Origin of the sequence: Jidongwangia harbinensis (assembly GCF_020216025.1) — a bacterium.
Lineage (GTDB): Bacteria > Actinomycetota > Actinomycetes > Mycobacteriales > Micromonosporaceae > Actinoplanes > Actinoplanes harbinensis.
In genome coordinates this window covers 1-17,883 of record NZ_JAIWNC010000052.1, presented here as the reverse complement: position 1 = coordinate 17,883, position 17,883 = coordinate 1, and the positions used below count along the sequence as shown (strand labels likewise).

The 17,883-nt window shown below is 72.1% G+C and carries 13 protein-coding genes; 8 read left to right on the top strand and 5 right to left on the bottom strand.

Annotated features, from left to right (window positions below; genetic code table 11):
• Nucleotides 1-42: 42 nt before the first annotated feature.
• From LDL48_RS38635 to LDL48_RS44330, 4 genes are all read left to right on the top strand, one after another.
• Entirely contained in the window at nt 43-1,719 is a 1,677-nt protein-coding gene (locus LDL48_RS38635) for a serine hydrolase domain-containing protein (protein ID WP_225260140.1), read from the top strand.
• A gap of 16 nt (nt 1,720-1,735) precedes the next feature.
• On the top strand, nt 1,736-2,407 hold the full coding sequence (locus LDL48_RS38630) for a response regulator transcription factor (RefSeq protein WP_225260139.1): 672 nt from the start codon (nt 1,736-1,738) through the stop codon (nt 2,405-2,407).
• The gene (locus LDL48_RS38625; RefSeq protein WP_225260138.1) at nt 2,404-3,459 is read left to right on the top strand and encodes a HAMP domain-containing sensor histidine kinase; all 1,056 of its coding nucleotides are present in this window, start codon (nt 2,404-2,406) and stop codon (nt 3,457-3,459) included. Before LDL48_RS38630 ends, LDL48_RS38625 begins: the two co-directional genes overlap by 4 nt.
• Nucleotides 3,460-3,609: 150 nt before the next feature.
• Nucleotides 3,610-5,484, top strand: coding sequence for a fibronectin type III domain-containing protein (locus LDL48_RS44330; protein ID WP_272493137.1), 1,875 nt, complete (start codon nt 3,610-3,612; stop codon nt 5,482-5,484).
• On the opposite strand, the gene LDL48_RS38615 is transcribed toward LDL48_RS44330, so the two are convergent.
• On the bottom strand, nt 5,460-6,500 hold the full coding sequence (locus LDL48_RS38615; protein ID WP_225260137.1) for a helix-turn-helix transcriptional regulator: 1,041 nt from the start codon (nt 6,498-6,500) through the stop codon (nt 5,460-5,462). The genes LDL48_RS44330 and LDL48_RS38615 overlap by 25 nt on opposite strands.
• Nucleotides 6,501-6,678: 178 nt before the next feature.
• Here LDL48_RS38615 and LDL48_RS38610 point away from each other — a divergent pair, with 178 nt between their 5' ends.
• Both LDL48_RS38610 and LDL48_RS38605 read left to right on the top strand, forming a co-directional pair.
• The gene (locus LDL48_RS38610; RefSeq protein WP_225260136.1) at nt 6,679-7,497 is read left to right on the top strand and encodes an alpha/beta hydrolase; all 819 of its coding nucleotides are present in this window, start codon (nt 6,679-6,681) and stop codon (nt 7,495-7,497) included.
• Complete coding sequence (locus LDL48_RS38605; protein ID WP_225260135.1) at nt 7,494-8,246, top strand: MBL fold metallo-hydrolase; 753 nt, start codon at nt 7,494-7,496, stop codon at nt 8,244-8,246. Before LDL48_RS38610 ends, LDL48_RS38605 begins: the two co-directional genes overlap by 4 nt.
• A gap of 18 nt (nt 8,247-8,264) precedes the next feature.
• Here LDL48_RS38605 and LDL48_RS38600 read toward each other — a convergent pair whose 3' ends face one another.
• The 4 genes from LDL48_RS38600 to LDL48_RS38585 form a co-directional block, all read right to left on the bottom strand.
• Nucleotides 8,265-9,803: a sigma-70 family RNA polymerase sigma factor gene (locus tag LDL48_RS38600; protein ID WP_225260134.1), complete on the bottom strand. Its 1,539-nt coding sequence runs from the start codon at nt 9,801-9,803 to the stop codon at nt 8,265-8,267.
• 77 nt (nt 9,804-9,880) lie between these two features.
• Nucleotides 9,881-11,974: a family 43 glycosylhydrolase gene (locus tag LDL48_RS38595; RefSeq protein WP_225260133.1), complete on the bottom strand. Its 2,094-nt coding sequence runs from the start codon at nt 11,972-11,974 to the stop codon at nt 9,881-9,883.
• 28 nt (nt 11,975-12,002) lie between these two features.
• Nucleotides 12,003-13,367 carry a glycoside hydrolase family 43 protein gene (locus LDL48_RS38590; RefSeq protein ID WP_225260132.1) on the bottom strand — a complete coding sequence of 455 codons (1,365 nt, stop codon included), beginning with the start codon at nt 13,365-13,367 and terminating at the stop codon, nt 12,003-12,005.
• A 236-nt stretch (nt 13,368-13,603) separates the two neighbouring features.
• The gene (locus LDL48_RS38585; protein WP_225260131.1) at nt 13,604-14,566 is read right to left on the bottom strand and encodes a PaaX family transcriptional regulator; all 963 of its coding nucleotides are present in this window, start codon (nt 14,564-14,566) and stop codon (nt 13,604-13,606) included.
• A 388-nt stretch (nt 14,567-14,954) separates the two neighbouring features.
• Here LDL48_RS38585 and LDL48_RS38580 point away from each other — a divergent pair, with 388 nt between their 5' ends.
• The gene (locus tag LDL48_RS38580) at nt 14,955-16,301 is read left to right on the top strand and encodes an extracellular catalytic domain type 1 short-chain-length polyhydroxyalkanoate depolymerase (protein WP_225260130.1); all 1,347 of its coding nucleotides are present in this window, start codon (nt 14,955-14,957) and stop codon (nt 16,299-16,301) included.
• A gap of 395 nt (nt 16,302-16,696) precedes the next feature.
• Nucleotides 16,697-17,883: non-reducing end alpha-L-arabinofuranosidase family hydrolase (locus tag LDL48_RS38575; protein WP_225260129.1), on the top strand; the 1,187-nt coding region annotated here is incomplete at its 3' end.

Here is a 17,883-nt window from a genome sequence, read left to right as displayed (position 1 = left end):
TCGTTTACCGCACGTTCGCAGGGCCCTTCGTACGGTCGCCGGATGAACAGACGTCTGGCGATGATGTCCGTGCTGCTGGCCGCGGCACTGGCCGCCTGCACAGCGGACACTCCCGGTCCGGGACCGGCCACCACCGGCGCGGAACCGGCGTGCGACCGCACCCTCGACGCCGCGTTCGGCGCCTGGGCACGATCCGGGTTCAGCGGGTCGGTCGCGATCTCCACCGGCGGCCGGTTCGAATGCCTGGCCGGGTACGGATCGGCGAACGACGCCACCGGGACACGGAACACGCCGGACACCGTCTTCAGCATCGGCTCGGTCACCAAGGCGGTCACCGCCGCCACCGTCTTCGGCCTGGTCGACGACGGGAAGCTGACGCTGGACGACCGGGCCGGCCGGCTGCTGCCCGAACTGGCCGGACCGGTCCGCGCGGCCACCGTGCGGCAGCTGCTCCTGCACACCAGCGGGCTGACCGGATCGCACGGCGAGGACTACCGGCCGCTGTCGCGGGACGCCGCCGTCGCGGCCCTCGGCCGGCTCCGGCTGGCCTTCCCGCCGGGCACCGGCCACGCCTACTCCAACGGCGGGTACACCCTGCTGGCCCTCATCATCGAGAAGCTGTCGGGCCGGAGCTACCGGGACTACACCGCGTCGAGGATTCTGTCCCGGCCCGGCGGCCGGGTCGCCGGGGGCTTCTGGAACGGCACTCCGGCCGCGGCCGGGCCGCGCGCCGTCGGCTATCTGGACGGCGGCGGCACCGGTCAGCGGGGCGACTTCGGCGGACCGCACTGGGCGCTGGACGGCAACGGCGGACTCGCCATGACCGCGCGGCAGCTGGCGTCCTGGACCCACGCGCTCTTCACCGGCGCCGTGGTCTCCGGCGGGTCCGTCGCGGCCATCGGCCGGCCCGGCTTCGACCTGGGCGACGGCCGGTCGGAGACGCCGGGGTGGGTGGCGCTCGCGGCGAAGGTGCACGGCATGCCCGTGCTGATGACCGCCGGCGGGGGCGGCGACGTCGGCCACAACGTGGTGGTCGCCTGGCTGCCGGAACGGCAGCGGGCGGTGGTGGTCACCTCCAACCGGCCGGGGATGACCGCGGAGAAGCTGCTCGGCGCGATCGGCCCGGCGCTGTTCGCCGGTGATCCGGTGCCGGTGCCCGGCACGTCGGCCGGTGCGGTGGACGGCGCCGGTATCGTCGGCACCTACCGGCTGGGCACGGGAGGTTCGTTCGAGGTGACCGCACGGGACGGCCGCATGGAGATCTCCGCCCACGGCGCGGACGGCGTCGCGGCGCTCCTCCCGCCCCGCGGCGTCCCGCCCGGCGACGTCCGCCGGCACGCGGAGCGGGTGTCGGCGCTGCTGGCCGGGCGCACCGGCGAGGGCCGCACGGAACGCGGCCTCATCGAATCGGAGTTCGGTCCGATCACCGCGGTCACCCCGGCCGGCACGATCCTCGCCGACGGCGAACTGCGCAGCTACGTGACCGTCACGACCGGCGGACGATCGGTCCTGGGCTGGTACGCCGTCGACGCGAACGGCGGCGTGCAGGGTGCCGAGCTGCCCACCGGGGCTCCGGCGCTGTCGTTCGTCCGGTCCGGTGACCACTACCGGCCGGACGACCCCACCGGCGGCGGCCCCGAGGTCACCGTCGCGTTCGCCGGCGACCGGATGACCGTGACCGGGCCCGCGGGCGGCACGACCGCCCGCCGGGCCGGCTGACGGGACCCGGTCCGCCATGCGCATCCTGCTCATCGAGGACGATCCCGATCTCGCCGAGGTCGTGGCGCTCGGCCTGCGCAACGAGTCGTACGCGGTGGATCTGGCCGGCACCTACGCGGACGCCGAGGAGCTGCTCCGGACCACCGGGTACGACGTCGCCTGCGTCGACCTCGGGCTGCCCGACGGGGACGGCCTCGACCTGCTGCGCCGGCTCGCGCACGACGGTGCGCTGCGCCGCCCGCGACGGAGCCTCGTGCTGACCGCCCGGGACGCCGTGGCCGACCGGGTCGCCGGGCTCGACGCCGGTGCCGACGACTACCTCGTCAAGCCGTTCCACTTCGCCGAACTGGTCGCCCGGCTGCGGGCCCTGGCCCGGCGCGGCACCGGGTACGGAGCGAGGATCCAGGTCGGGGAGTTGACCCTGGACCTCGCCGCGCACCGCGCCTGGCGTGGCGGCGCCGAACTGAACCTGACCGCGCGTGAGTTCTCCCTGCTGCGGTACTTCATGCACCACCCGGGCGAGGTGCTGTCCGCCGAGGATCTGCTGGAGCACGTCTGGGACGTCCACGCGAACCCGTTCACCGCATCGGTCCGGGTGATCCTCAGCCGGCTGCGCCGCAAGCTCGGCGACCCGGCGCTGATCGTCACGGTCACCAGCGTCGGCTACCGGCTGGGGGCGCCGTCGTGACCGGGACCTGGCGCTCCCTGCGGGTCCGCCTCGCGGTGCCCGGGTTCCTGGCGATCTATCTCCCGGCGCTCCTGCTGTTCGGCGTGGTCGTGGCCACCGACACCGAGACGACGGTGAACGCCGCGCGGACCGCGGAGGAGGTACGGCACACCACCCACCGGTCCGGGTGGGCCGGCTGGACGGTCCTCGCCCTCGCCCCGGCCGCGGCGGCGCTGGCCTGGTGGTGGGCCGGCCGGGCGGTCCGCCCGATCGACTGGATCCGGGCGGTCGCCGAGGACATCGAGGCGACCGACCTCAGCCGCCGCATCGGCCTGCGCCACGGCCCGACCGAGGTCGTGTCGCTCGCCGCCGGCTTCGACGCGATGCTGGACCGGCTGGAACGGGCGGCCGACGCCCAGCGGCGGCTGATCGAGGAGGCCAGCCACGAACTGCGGATACCGCTGGCCGTCCTGATGACCAACGCCGACGTGCTGCTGTCCCACCCGGATCCGACCGTGGAGGTCTACCGGGAGGGGCTGCGGCGTTCCCGGACGTCCGCGGTGCGGCTGCGGAAGGCGATCGACGAACTGCTCGTGGACGCCCGCGGGCGGGCCCGCCTGCTCGACCGGAGGCCGGCCGACCTGATGGCCGTCGTCCGGGACGTCGTCGAGGACGCCGCGGTACTCGCCGCGTCGAAGGGCACCACGGTGTCGCTGGCCGGGCCGCCGCGCGCCGAGTGCTCCGTCGACGAGCCGACCGTGAAGCGGGCGGTCGCGAACCTCGTCGACAACGCGATCCGGTACGCCCCCGCGGGGGCGGCCGTGCGGGTCACCGTGGAGAGCAGCGCGACCGGGCTCGCCGTGACGGTCGCGGACAACGGCCCGGGCATCCCGGCCGGCGACCAGCACCGCGTCTTCCAGCGCTTCTGGCGCGGCCGGCCGGACGTGCACGGCACCGGCCTCGGCCTGCCGATCGCCGGTCAGATCGCCGAGGCGCACGGCGGCACCCTCACCCTGCGGTCGCCGGGACCCGGCGGCGAGGGCTGCGTGTTCCGTCTGACCCTGCGGCGCTGACCGGCCCCAGGCGCGGCCGGTCCGGCCCGTCGCAGTGGCCGGGTGGAACCACAGGGCTCCTTGACGCCGTCTTCAGGCCAGCTTGAGGTTGGCCGCCGATCCCCTGATCAGCGCCGCCGTTGGGGCGGCCGATGAGGAAGACGAGGAAAGATGCGGGTACGACTCCTGGCCGGAACCGGCGCCGCCGCGGTGGCCGCGTCGCTGGCCTTGACGGGGACGCCGGCGCTCGCGTCGGACGCGTCCACGGCTCTGCCGGCGCCGCAGGGACTGACCGTGACGCGCGCCGCCGACGACGCCACCCGGATCGTGATGTCCTGGGAGCCGGTCGCCGGTGCGACCTTCTACCGCATCGACATGGTCCAGGGCGGCACCGAGACGGTCACCTTCGTCCCGGGCGACACCACGACCTACACGATCCCCACGACCGGACCCTGCGTGTCGTACAAGGTGCGGGTGGCCACCGAGAACGCGGACGGGCCCGGCGAGTACAGCCCCTTCGTCACCGCGCGCACCCTGGCCCCCAGCGGCATCATGGGCGCCGTCCCCGGGCGCGACGGCGCCGACGGCAGCATCGGCACGATCAGCTGGAACGAACCCACCTGGGCGGGCGAGGCGCCGTTGACCGGCTACCGCATGCAGCTCATCCGGTACTCCGACAGCGTCGTCCTGCTGGACCAGGTCACCACGGCGACCAGCCACCGGTTCCCGAACCTGGACCCGGCCCGGACGTACCTCGTGCAGGTCGCCCCGCAGAACCAGTACGGCACCTGCGCGGCCGTGCTCGGCAAGTCGCTGATCGACAAGCACAAGCCGGCCGACCCGGCAGGTGCGGTCGCCACCCGCCGGCCCAACTCGACGCTGGTGGACGTGACCTGGCAGGCGCCGACGAGCGGCCCGGCGGTCGACTACTACCTGCTCATGTACGGCGTCGAGAAGGCCACCGCCGGCTCGGTGAAGGTGAAGGCGCCGGCCACCTCCGGCGTGCTCAACCTGCCCCTGGGCAAGAACTGGGTCGTCGAGGTCAAGGCGTACAACGTCAACGGCAGTGGCATGGCGCCGCTGACCGTCACCGACCCGACCGCACCCGTGGTCCCGGCGCCGGTGGTCACCCCGGCCGCGCCCGAGAAGACCCCGCCGACGATCAAGGCGGCGCTCACCCGGGCCGCCGACCGCAACGGATGGCACAACGGTCCGGTCTCGGTGATCTTCACCTGCGTGGACGCCCAGTCCGGCGTCGGCACCTGCTCGTCGCCGGTCACCCTCACCCGGGACGGGGCCGACCAGGTCGTCACGGGCACCGTGACCGACCGCGCCGGCAACGTGGCCAGCACCAGCGTCCGGGTCAGCGTGGACCGGACGGCGCCGGCGTACCAGGCCGCGGTGGACGGCACGGCGAACGCGGCCGGCTGGTACCGCACCGCGCCGTCGGTGAGCTTCACCTGTGCCGACGGCGGCTCCGGCGTCGCCGACTGCCCGGCGCCCGTCCGCGTCGACGGCGACGGTGCCGCCCGGAGCGCCACCGGGACCGTCACCGACCGGGCGGGCAACACGACCGCCGCCGCGGTCACCGGCCTGAACGTCGACACCGCCGCTCCGGCGGTGCGGGTCAGCGGGCTCGGCCTCGCGACCTACCCGCTCGGCGCGATGCCGGCGGCGGGCTGCGACACGGCCGACACCGTCTCCGGCGTGGCCCGGGCGGCCGTCCTGACCGTGGCCCGGGACAACCGGGCCCGGTACACGGCCACCTGCGCCGGCGGCACCGACCTCGCGGGCAACACCGCCGCGGCCGTGTCCGCCGACTACACGGTCACGCCGAGCGTGCCGGACCTGAAGGCGCTGACGCTGCGCTACCTCGCCGCGAACAACGCCGGCGTGGGCCTCGGCCAGGACCTGTGCAACAAGCTGGACCACGGGCAGATCGAGCTGTACATCAGCAAGGTGCTCAAGGAGCCGAAGGACAAGAAGGCCGGCCTCACGGCCGCGCAGGCCGACGAACTCGTCTACTGGGCCCGCCTGCTGGGCTGAGCCGACCCGCTCCACCGAGCCGGATCCCCCTGGGGGTCCGGCTCGGTGCCGTCCGGGCCGGTGCGCAGCCGCCAGTCCGACGGCGTGCACCCGTACCGTTGCCGGAACGCCCGGGAGAACGAGGAGTGGTCCGGATAGCCGGACATCCGGGCGATGGCCGCCACCGAGACCAGTGCGTTGGCCGGATTGGTCAGCGCCCGCGCGGCGCGGCCGAGCCGTTCGGTCCGGATCCATTCGCCGAGCGTGACGTTCATGCCGGCGAGCACCGCGTACAGGTAGCGTTTGGAGATGCCGAAGTGGGCCGCGAGTTTGTCGGCACTCAGCTCCGGGTCGCTTACCTGGCTGCGGAGATGCAGCATGATCCGCATGCCCAGGGTGCGGCCGAGCGGTTGCCGGCTGAGGAACTCGTCGCCGCCGGCCGTGGTCAGCAGGGCGCGGATCAGGTCGACCGTGGGGTGCGCCAGGGACGCGGCCCGTTCCGGGGTCAGTTCGCCCAGCCCGGCCAGTTCGACCAGGTACTTGCGGACCATCGGGCCGAGTGGGCTGTGGCCGATGTTGCGGACCCCGACGTCGCGCAGGAAGAGGTAGGGCAGGCCCAGGTCCGCGATGGGCACGGTCACGGACCAGGCCCGGGTCGGTTCGTCGCCGTGCAGGCGGTAGGCGTCGCAGCTCCAGTACGGAACCATGGAGACCGATCGCTGCCGAACCGCCCGGCCGTTCTGCTCGATGAGGTACGGTCCGGAGGAGACGGTGAGGATCAGTCGCGGCGCGGGATCGGTGCGCGCGAGTTTCGCCGACCGCAGCCCGGAGAAGTTGTCGAGCGCGGTCCGGGTGACGTTGACACCGCCGAAGTACCGGTCCATGTGCTGGAACCGGACCCGGCGACCGCGGTCGGCCGGTCGCGCCCGGAACGGCACCGAGCAGGTGCGTGCCGCCTCGTCCAGGATCGCGACCCGGGACGACGGCTCGTTGTCGGTCAGGTCGAAGTGGCGCATCGCCGAATCGCTCCGGTGCATGGCCGAAGCGTAGCGTCGATCCGGCTCGCCGCGGGTCGGCAGGACGTGCATTCTGCTGTGCCAGGCGTGCACCCGCACCCGCCCTGGGCAGCACCCGCGGACCGCTGTGCACACGGCGCACAACGGAATGCACACCCGACGAAGGCGCCGGATCACCTACCCGGCCTACGGTTCGCTCATGAACCCCGACACCATCGTTCTGGTGCACGGCTTCTGGGTGACGCCGCGCAGCTGGGAGAACTGGATCACGCACTACGAGCAGAAGGGGTTCCGGGTCATCGCACCCGGCTACCCCGGGTTCGAGGTCGAGGTCGAGGCGCTCAACGCGAACCCGGACATCATCACCGCCGTCACCGTTCCGGCCATCATCGACAAGATCGAGAAGATCATCCAGGGCCTGGGTCAGCAACCGATCATCATCGGCCACTCGGCCGGTGGTGCGTTCACCCAGATCCTGCTGGACCACGGCTACGGTGCGGCCGGCGTGGCACTCAACTCCGCGCCCACCGAGGGCGTCCGGGTGGTACCGCTGGCCCAGGTGAAATCGACGTTCCCGGTGCTGAAGTCCCCGGCCAACCGGCACAAGGCGGTCGGCCTCACGCTCCCGGAGTGGACCTACGCGTTCACCAACACCTTCACCGCGGAGGAATCGAAGGCGCTGTACGACCGCTACCACATCCCCGCCAACGGCAACATCCTGTGGGGCAGCGTGCTGGCCAACTTCCAGCCCGGTCACCAGGACACCTGGGTCGACTACCACAACGACCGCCGGGCCCCGCTGCTGTTCGTCTCCGGCGGCGAGGACCACATCATGCCGCCCGCCGTTCAGCAGTCCAACCACAAGCACTACAAGTCCGACACCGTGACCGAGATCCGCGAGTACCCCGGCTACGCCCACCTGCTGCCCGCGCAGAAGGGCTGGGAGGCGATCGCGGACGAGGTGCTTGACTGGGCCCTGCGCCACGCCCGGACCGGTCCCGTGCCGACCGGCACATGACCCAGGTCCGCATCACCCACATCGGCGGGCCGACCACCCTGCTGGAGCTGGGCGGGGTGCGCCTGCTGGTCGACCCGACCTTCGACGCCCCCGGCCGGCGGTACTCGTTCGGCTGGGGCACGTCCTCCCGCAAGACCGCCGGCCCCGCGGTTCCGCGCGCCGATCTCGGGCCGCTGGACGCCGTGCTGCTCACCCACGACCAGCACGCCGACAACCTCGACGACGCCGGCCGCGAGTTGTTGTCGACGGTTCCCGTCGTGCTCACCACGGAGGCCGCCGCGCGGCGTCTCGGCGGCACCGCGGTCGGCCTGGCCGCATTCCAGGACGCGGCGGTCGGTGACCTCACGGTCACCGCCACGCCGTCCCGGCACGGCCCGGCGTGGGCCGTGCCGCTGGTCGGGGCGACGACCGGGTTCGCGCTACGGCCGGCCGGCGCGGCGGAGGTCGTCTGGATCTCCGGTGACACCGTGCTCTTTCCCGGCCTGCTCGCGGTGGCCGAGCGGTTCACGGTCGGCACCGCGGTCCTGCACCTGGGCAAGGTGCAGTTCGGCCTGACCGGACCGGCCCGGTTCACCATGACCGGCCGGGACGCGGCGCGACTGTGTCGCCGGATCAGGCCGCGCCACGTGGTGCCCGTGCACTACGAGGGCTGGTCACACTTCCACGAGGGGCGGGCCGAGATCGCCGCCGCGTTCCCGCCGGACGACCTGACCTGGCTCACCCCCGGGCGACCGGCGGTGCTGTCCTGACCGGGTACCGGGCCGTGGTCAGACCGGATCCACGACGAACGTGCTCTCGGCCGTGAAGTCGTCGGTGGGCTCGGCCCGATCGACCCACATCTCGTCGCCGCGGCGGTGCACGTAGGAGCCCGGATAGTTGTGCGACCGCAGCCGCACCGCGCCGTCGGCGGCCCGCTGCGGGCAGAACGTCGCGTCGGACCGGAACAGCGGCGCGTCCTCGGCGACGGCGAGGACCAGGCGCCAGGAACTGTGCCGGACGTACCGACCGTCGCCGGACCGCAGCGAGTAGCACGCCGGATCGGCCAGCCCGGTCAGCACGGAGAACGTCGCCGCTCCGGTCTCACCCGGCGGCAGGGACACCACCACCAGCTCGCCGTCGCGCGGTACGACGGTCCGCCCGGGATCGCCGGCCGGGCGCAGCGTGGCCTCGCCGAGTCGCAGCAGCCCGGTGCGGCTCGGCGAGGCCGAGGACGCCGGGGTGGCGGGCGGCGGCTCCGGGGCCGGCGCCGAGGTCCGCCGCGGAACGGTGCCGGGCCGGGCCGGGGATGCCGGGGGTGCCGGCCGGGCGGACGCGGCCGGCGGTGCGGCCACCGGCGGGGGCGTCGCCGGGTCCGGGCGGGCGAGGTACCACCCGCCGGAGGTGGCGACCGTCGCGACCGCCACGGCCGCCTTGAGCCCGGTGGCCGAGCCGAGCCATCCGCCCAGGCTCACCCCGACGGCGGTCCCGGCCCCCGAGGCCGCGCCGCCCGCGACCGCACCCGCAGTCAGCGCGCCGCCGGCGATCGTGACGCTCAGGGACGCCGGAACGGGGACCAGTGCCAGCCCGGCCAGCAGGCGCTCGATCGGCACGAAGCCGGTCCGCACGGAACCGCAGACGTCGCAGTCCCGCAGGTGGCGGGCGAAGCGTTTGCGCCAGCGCGGGCCCGGTACGCCGTCCCAGTGGCGGGCGGCCTCGTCGAGCACCGGGCAGCGCGGCCGGGCCCGCAGCGCGGCCACCAGGTACCGGCTCAGGTCGAGGCGGCGGTGCATCCGCTGGATCCGGACCCGGGTGTGCGCGCCGCTGATCCCCAGCGCCGCGGCGATGTCCGCCCGGTTGACCGCACCGGCGAGTTCCAGCCACCACAGGGACAGCAGTTCCCGGTCCCCCGGGTCGAGCCACCGGCCCGCCTCGGCCACCTGCCGCCGCTGCCCGGACAGGCCGAGCCGCAGGATGGTCACCTCGGCGAAGTCGGCGTGCGGATCCGGCAGATCGCCGGCTTCGCCGAGGTGCCCGGTGCGTTCGCGGTGCAGTCGCCAGGCCCGCATCCGGCTGCTGATCTGGTGCATGGCGATGGACACCAGCCAGGACCGGAACCTGGCGGGCGAGCGCAGGCTGGACAGGTCCCGGAACGCCCGCAGGATCGTCTCCTGCACCACGTCGTCCACGTCGGTGTGCCCGTCGAGGGCCCGGCCCACCAGGTTGTACAGCAGCGGCAGGTGCCGGGCCACGAGGTCCTCGGCGGCCCGCCGGTCCCCGTGCTGGGCGGCGACGACGAGGTGCTCGGTCTCACGGTCCAGGGCCTGCACGGTTCGCCTTTCCGCACCGGCCGCGCATCGCCGTCGCCCCACCCCATGGTTCGACGGCGATGCGCGGGCGGGGTTTTTCAGGGGGTGGTCATCTCGAAGCGCCGCACCGTGACGGAGCCGCCGAGTGCCTGGGTGGCGTGGTTGAAGATCCCGTAGCGGTAGCCCATGAAGAACTGCCACGCGTTGTTCAGGGTGAACGCCGGCCCGAGCGGGGTGAACGTCACGCCGTCGGTACTGTACGAGAACCGGGCCTGCCGGCCGGAGCCGGGCCGGATGTCGGCGTTGATCCGCAACCAGATCCGGGTGCCGGAGACCGCCGCGGCGGCCGCCTCCGAGCCCGTGCCGGTGGTGGCCCAGCTGCTGTTCATGGTCAGCCCGTTCACCATCACCACCCGGGTGGTGCCGTTGTCCCGTTTGAGTCCGATGTACGCCGACTGGTCCCGCAGCATGGCCAGCCCGGCCCGGTCCCCGTTGGCCATGCCCGCGTGGTCCAGCTCGATCGTCGCGGTCGAGGTCGGGCCCTGGATGCGGTGGGTCAGCGTGTTGCGGGCGTTGTACAGGTCCCCGGTCACGGTGGCGGTCTGCAGGCGCAGCCCGTCGCCGACGCTGTACCGGCTGGTGTCCGGGTTGTGGTTCCACTCCCACTGCGGCCCCAGCGTGGTACCGGTGAAGGTGTCCGCGCCGGTCATCGGCCGCACCGTCCGGGTCGTGCTGATCGCCGGCTTCGGGTACGTGGCGCCCCAGCGGCCGTTGACCGTCTGCAGGACCGGCCAGCCGTCGCCGGACCAGGTGATCGGCGCCAGGGTGGGCATCCGCCCGCCGGGGTAGGCGTCGGTGAACGCCATGTACCACCAGTCGCCGTTCTGGGTCTGCACGATGCCGCCCTGGTGCGGGACGCCGCCGCCGGAGATCGGGCCGGGCAGGTCGAGCAGGACCTGGCGCTGTTCGTACGGACCCCACGGGCTGGTCGAGCGCAGCACGTACTGGCCGTTGGCCGGGCGGGTCAGCCAGATGTAGTAGTAGTTGCCGCGCTTGTACATCCGGGCGCCCTCGAGCGTGCCGATGTTCGACGGGGTCTGGTAGACGGTCTGGGCCCGGACCTGTGCGGTGAGGTCCGCGTTGAGCTGGGCGACGCTGATGGTGCCGTTGCCGTACGCGACGTACGGCGTGTCGTTGTCGAACAGCAGCCCGGCGTCGTAGTAGCACGGCAGCTGGGCGCGTTTCGTCCAGGTGCCGTCCACCGCCGCCGCGGTGTAGACGTAGGACCGGTTGAACTCGATGCAGCCCAGCCAGTAGTACGTGCTGTTGCTGGGCCGGTAGTTCAGCGTCGACGCCCAGATGCCCTTGACGTACGCCCGGCCGCCGTTGAGGTTGTACGCCTCACTTCCGAAGTCCAGCCGGGGCACGGAGTGTCCGGCGTACTCCCAGTTGACCAGGTCGTAGGACCGCAGGACCGGCGCGCCCGGCGAGTAGTGCATGGTCGAGGCGGAGTAGTAGTAGGCGTCGCCGACCCGGATGATGTCGCCGTCCGCGAAGTCCTGCCAGATCACCGGGTTGTTGAAGGTGCCGTTCGCCGGCGGCGGCGTGGTCGGTGTGCCGCCGGTGCCCACCGGGACCAGCTGCCACTGCTGCCCGGCGCCGTTGTGGTCGGCGTACTGCACGATGTTTCCCCCGTCGGCCGTCGACGCGTTCTGCACCTCGACGGCCTTGCCGCTGTTGCGGTTGAGCAGGCGGACGAACCCGCCGTCGGAGTCCGCCAGCCGGAACTGCTGGTTGGTGCCGTTGCCGTCGGTCCACTGGACGATGCTCGCCCCGTCCGCGGTGGAGAGGTTGTAGACGTCGAGGACCTTGCCGGAGTGCCGGGAGCGCAGGCGGTAGTAGCCGCCGCCGGAGTCGACGAACTGCCACTGCTGCTGGGCGCCGTCGTTGCGGGACCACTGGGTGATCCGGGCACCGTCGTTGGTGGCCAGGTTGTAGACGTCCAGGGCCTTGCCGCTGTTGCGGTTCACCAGCACGTACCAGGCGCTCGGGTCGACCGTCGCCGCGGACGCGGCCGGCGCGGAGACGACCGCGGCCACCCCACCGGCGAGCATGGTCAGCACCGCGGCCAGCACGGCCAGCAGGCGGCGTCTCCCGGGCCGGGACACTGCGGTCGTACCGTCGTGGTTCATCGTCGTCTCCTCGCTCGATGCGCTCGGGTCAGCTGTGGAACTGCCACCAGTTCAGGTTGAGCAGGTAGCCGCTGCCGCCGGCGAACCGCAGGTACAGGTCCTGGGTGCCGGTCGCGCCGCTGACCGGGCAGGTGACCGTGGTCCAGGTCTGCCATCCGCCGGTGGCCGGCACGGTGCAGGTGCCCACCGTGGTGCCGCTTGGGCCGCCGAGCCGCAGCTCGATCCGCCCGCCGCTGGTCCCCGACGCCACCCGGGCGCTGAACGACGTCGCACCGCCGCCGAACGCGACGCCCTTGACCTTGATGTGGTCGCCGTTCTCGATGAAGCCGACGTTCATCCCGCCCTCGGCGGACACCTCCGTCTCCACCCCGGACGACCAGGCGATGGTCTCGGCCTCCTGGCGCACGTACGGATCGAGCGGGGCGATCTGCGGCGGGCCGGCCGTGGTCATGGACATCGTCGGGATGGTGCCGTCGGCCCGGTAGCTGAACTTCTCCACGGCCACCGACCGGGTGTAGCCGCTCCCGCCGGGAAGCGCGCCGTTGTGGTAGAAGAAGTACGAGCCGCCGTTGAAGTCGATGACGCCGGCGTGGTTGGTGAAGCTCGCGCCCTGACGCGGCATGACGGTGCCGCGGTAGGTCCACGGCCCGGTCGGGCCCGGGGCGGTCGAGTAGGCGATGAACTCCGAGCAGCACTCCGCCGCGAACACGTTGTAGTACATGCCGTTGCGCTTGAAGACCCAGGGCGCCTCTTCGTACAGCGTGGGCCGGCTCGGGTTGCCGCTGCGGGCGCCGAACCCGGCGGCGGTGAGCGGGATCTGGGTGGGGCCGCCGGAGAAGGAGATCATGTCCGGGTTGAGCCGGACGTACCACAGGTTGGGGTTGCCCCAGTAGAGGTAGGCCTGGCCGTCGTCGTCGAGGAAGGCCGCGGGGTCGATCTCACCGTTCTCCACCAGCGGCCGGCCGAGGGCGTCGCGGAACGGCCCGGTGGGGCTGTCGGCGACACCGACGCCGATGGCCATCCGGCCGGTGGCCCGGTTCTTCACCGGCACGTACCAGTAGAACCTGCCGTTGCGGGCGATGACGTGACCGGCCCAGGCGTCCGCGCTCGCCCAGCTGAACGTGGCGAGGCTCATCGGTGAGCCGTGGTCGGTCCAGTTCGCCATGTCCGCCGAGGAGTAGACCCGCCACTCCCGCATGGTGAAGTAGGTCGAGCCGTCCTCGTCGTGGCCGGTGTACAGGTAGACCCGTCCGTTGTGCACCAGCGGCGCCGGGTCCGCCGTGTAGATGGTCTGCACGATCGGGTTGTCCGCGCGGGCGTCCGCGCCGGGCAGCAGGACGGCGGCGCAGAGCAGGCTCAGCAGCCCCGCGGTCGCACGCTTGAGCGATGTCATCGGTGCCTCGTCCCGCCCCTTCAAGATCACGAATTCTGTTATCGTTAACAGCGGTATATCGCCAGGACACAGCGGATCTGAACGCGCTGGTTGGTAGCGCTCCCATCGATACGCAGCAATGTTGCCAGAGTGTTTCCACGCGCTCAAGACGCGGGCCGCAGGCGACTTGCGCGGCGTCTTTGGTGGGCCGCACGTAACACTTTCCGGCGGCGTTCGCGGATCGCGACCCCGGCCGGCTAGTCGTCCTTCGGCAGACCGGCCGCGAGTTCGGCCACGGTGTGCGCCCGTACGCCGGACAGCGGTTCGTCGCCGGAGCGGGCCGCGACCGCGCGGACGTGGTTCTGCGCGGTCTCGGCGAGTCCGTCGTAGATGGCGGCGAACAGGTCGCGCGCGGGCTCGCGCAGCCAGCCCGGCGGAAGCAGCCGGCTGGGCAGCTGCGGGTCCAGGATGGGCAGCCGCCGGTAGGTGTCCATCACCTCGGTACGGACCCGGACCGCCTCGGCGCCCGCGATCTCCCCGGCGGCCATCCGGGGCGGCGTCGGGCTCCACCGGCGGATGAAGGACTCGTACTGTTCGGCGATCGCCGCGGTGTCCCAGGCGTCGAGGGGGCCGCGCCGGACCGCGGTGTCGAAGTCGACGTGCCGGGCGCGGAACACCGTGATGGCGCCGAGCGTGAGGTGCGTCAGCTGGGCCTGGGCCTTCCCGGTGAGGTCCCGGGGCGAGACCCAGAGCCCGTCGTACAGCGGCGCGAAGCCCATCCACCGCAGCTGCGCGCGCAGCCCGCGCCGCTGGTTGCTCACCTCCTGCGGTAGCGAGAAGGCGATCAGGGTCCAGTGTTCGTCCCACGGCTCGATGCCGTCGGCGGGCGAGACGATCGCGCTGCCGCCGACGGCCAGGAACGTGGCCGCGGCCGGGGTGAGCCGGTACGCGGTCTGCCGCCCCCGCCGGCGCCCCTCCAGCACGCCCCGGCGGGCGAGCCGGCTGATCGCAGTCCGCGCCCCGGCCTGGTTCACCCCGGCCTCGGCGAGCAGGGCGACCAGGGCCGCCGACGGCAACCAGGCCCGGGTACGCAGGGTGTAGTCGGCCAGCAGGGTCACGGTGAGGTCCTGCGGTGAGTTCCCGGCCTGCCGCCGGGGCAGCCGCACCGCCCCCGCGGCGTCGCCCGGAAAGATCTCCTCGATGTCGTACGGGCTGGTCACGGTGACGCTCCGGCGGGATCTTGGTGACGGGTGACCCCGACTGTAATCGGGCGCCCGGCGCGGGCCGCCGGTGACACGGCCAGTGGATCGAAACTTGTCGATTGACAGTTTTGCGGCCGTGGAGCAAGCTAAGTGCCATACAACGCTTGTGGCGCCGGGCCGTGCGAAACGGCCGGGGCACGGCGGTGGGTACCGGCGCAGGCCGGCCCCGATGCGCGACAGGAGGGCGTGGCGCGCATCGCTCCGGCGACCTTGGGCGCCGGTGGACCGGCGGGCGCTCCGGCTACCGAGTACCGCCACCACCATCCTCATCCGCCGCCATGCGGCCGCACCGCGGTGCGGCCCGCAGCGTGCGACGGTCCCCGCCTTCCCTCGAGGAGTCATCAGCATGAAGATCAGACGGAAGCTGCTCCTGGCCGCGGCTGTCGCACTGGCCGTGGCCGGGGTGGCCGTACCGGCGACTCGGCCCGCGTACGCGGCGTCGCTGACCGAGGTCACCAACTTCGGCGCCAACCCCGGCGGGATGCGCATGCACATCTACGTCCCGGACCGCCGCCCGGCCAACCCGCCGATCGTGGTGGCCATGCACGGGTGCGGCGGCTCCGGCCCCGGCTTCTACTCGGGCAGCGAGTTCGCCCGGCTCGCCGACCAGTACGGGTACATCGTGATCTACCCGTCCGCCATGCAGGAGGCCGGCTTCGGCAAGTGCTTCGACACCTGGTCCGCGGCGTCCAAGCGGCGCGACGGCGGCAGCGACCCGGTCTCCATCGCGTCCATGGTGGCGTACGCCAACCGGCAGCACGCCGGTGACCTGAACCGCGTCTACGCCACCGGCAGCTCGTCCGGCGGCATGATGACCCAGCACATGATGGCGGTCTACCCCGACCTGTTCAAGGCCGGCGCCGCCTTCATGGGCGTGCCCTTCAACTGCTTCGCCAACGCGGCCGACTACCCGCCCGGCGGCCAGTGCACCGGAGGCAACATGAACCGCACGCCCCAGCAGTGGGGCGACGCGGTCCGCCAGGCGTATCCCGGCTACACCGGGCCGCGTCCCCGGGTGCAGCTCTGGCACGGCACCAACGACACGCTCGTGCCCTACTCGCTGCTGCAGGAGTCGGTCGAGCAGTGGACCAACGTGTTCGGGCTGAGCCAGACACCCACGTCCACCGACACGCCGCAGGCCAACTGGAACCGCCGCCGCTTCATGGACGCGGGCAGCGTCGTCCAGGTCGAGGCGTACAGCGTCCAGGGTGCCGGGCACAGCCTGCCCAGCAGCGGAATGGCCGCCGCGGCGATCTCGTTCTTCGGAATCTCCAACGCGGTGCCGCCGTCCCCGCCCTCGAACCCGCCCTCGAATCCGCCGTCCAACCCGCCGTCGAACCCGCCCTCGAACCCGCCGTCCAACCCGCCGGCGTCCGGGGCCTGCCGGGTCACCGACACGATCACCGCCTGGAACAACGGCCTGACCTCCAACCTCACCATCACCAACACCGGTTCCGCCGGCATCAACGGCTGGTCCCTGGTCTTCACGCTGCCGAGCGGCCAGACCATCACGTCCGGATGGAACGCCACCTACTCGCCGTCCTCCGGGCAGGTGACCGCGCGCAACGTCGGCCACAACGGCGCCATCGCGGCCAACGGCTCGGTGACCGTCGGCTTCCAGGCCACGCACAGCGGCAACACGGCCGCGCCGAGTGCGTTCACGCTCAACGGCGCCGCCTGCACCGTCGCCTAGACGCACCGGTGACCGGATACCGCACGGGCGCCACGCGGCGCGGCCGCTCGTGCGGGCCCCGGCGCCCGCAATACCCGCCGCCCAATGCCACGCCGACGGCACACCCTTTCGACTAGGCAAACGTTTGCCGAATGGCACCGGGCCATGTTGCATCCGTTTTCACGATCAGCAAGAAGAAGTTGCCCAAAAAGTGTTACGTCCCGTGTACCACCGTGGTGAGCTGGCCTTTCGCCGCGCAGGTCGTACCCACGGATTGACGTTCAAGAATTTTGAATGAGCTTTTATTGAGCCCATGGGAGCGCTCCCGTAGCATGCCTGACGCGGCTTGTTAACGTTAACAGAAACATCAATCCCCACGCATACGTCGGCCGCCATGTCCGGTAGGAGGATGCGTCATGAACAGGTCCCGAGCGACCAGAGCCGGCCTCGCGTCGGCCGGTGCCGCACTGCTCGTGTCCACCGCGGTCGCCGTGGCGCTGCCGGCCGGCGCCGCGGCCGCGGGCTGTTCGGTGGCCTACGCCGTGTCGTCCCAGTGGCAGGACGGGTTCGGCGCCAACGTGACGATCACCAATCTGGGTGATCCGCTGACCAGCTGGACGCTGACCTGGTCGTTCGGCGCCGGGCAGACCGTGACGCAGGCGTGGAACACCACACTGACGCAGAGCGGCGCGGCGGTGACCGCGAGAAACGTCAGCTACAACGGGTCGATCGCGACCAACGGCACGGCCTCGTTCGGCTTCAACGGCTCGTCCACGGGCAGCAACCCGGCGCCGACGAGCTTCGCGCTGAACGGCGTGGCGTGCACCGGGAGTGTGGGGCCGTCGACTCCCCCGCCGTCCGGACCGACGACGCCCCCGCCGTCCGGACCGACGACGCCGCCACCCGCCTCGTGCAGTCTGCCGTCGAGTTACCGGTGGAACTCCACCGGCGTACTCGCCAACCCCCGCTCCGGCTGGGTCTCGCTCAAGGACTTCACCACCGCCCCCTACAACGGCCGGCACCTCGTCTACGCCACCACCCACGACACCGGCACCACCTGGGGCTCGATGAACTTCAGCCTGATCAACAACTTCACCGAACTCGCCACCGCCAGCCAGAACGCGATGTCCTCCGCCACCGTCGCACCCTCACTGTTCTACTTCGCCCCCAAGAACATCTGGGTTCTCGCCTACCAATGGGGCGGACCCGCCTTCTCCTACCGCACCTCCACCGACCCCACCAACCCCAACGGCTGGTCCGCACCACAAAACCTGTTCACCGGCTCCATCACCGGCTCCAACACCGGACCCATCGACCAGGCCCTCATCGGCGACAGCCAGAACATGTACCTCTTCTTCGCCGGCGACAACGGCAAGATCTACCGAGCCTCCATGCCCATCGGCAACTTCCCCGGCAACTTCGGCACCAGCTACACCACCATCATGAGCGACACCACCAACAACCTCTTCGAAGCACCCCAGATCTACAAAATCCAAGGCCAGAACCAATACCTCATGATCGTCGAAGCCATCGGCGCCAACGGCCGCTACTTCCGCTCCTTCACCGCCACCAGCCTCGGCGGCAACTGGACCCCCCAAGCCGC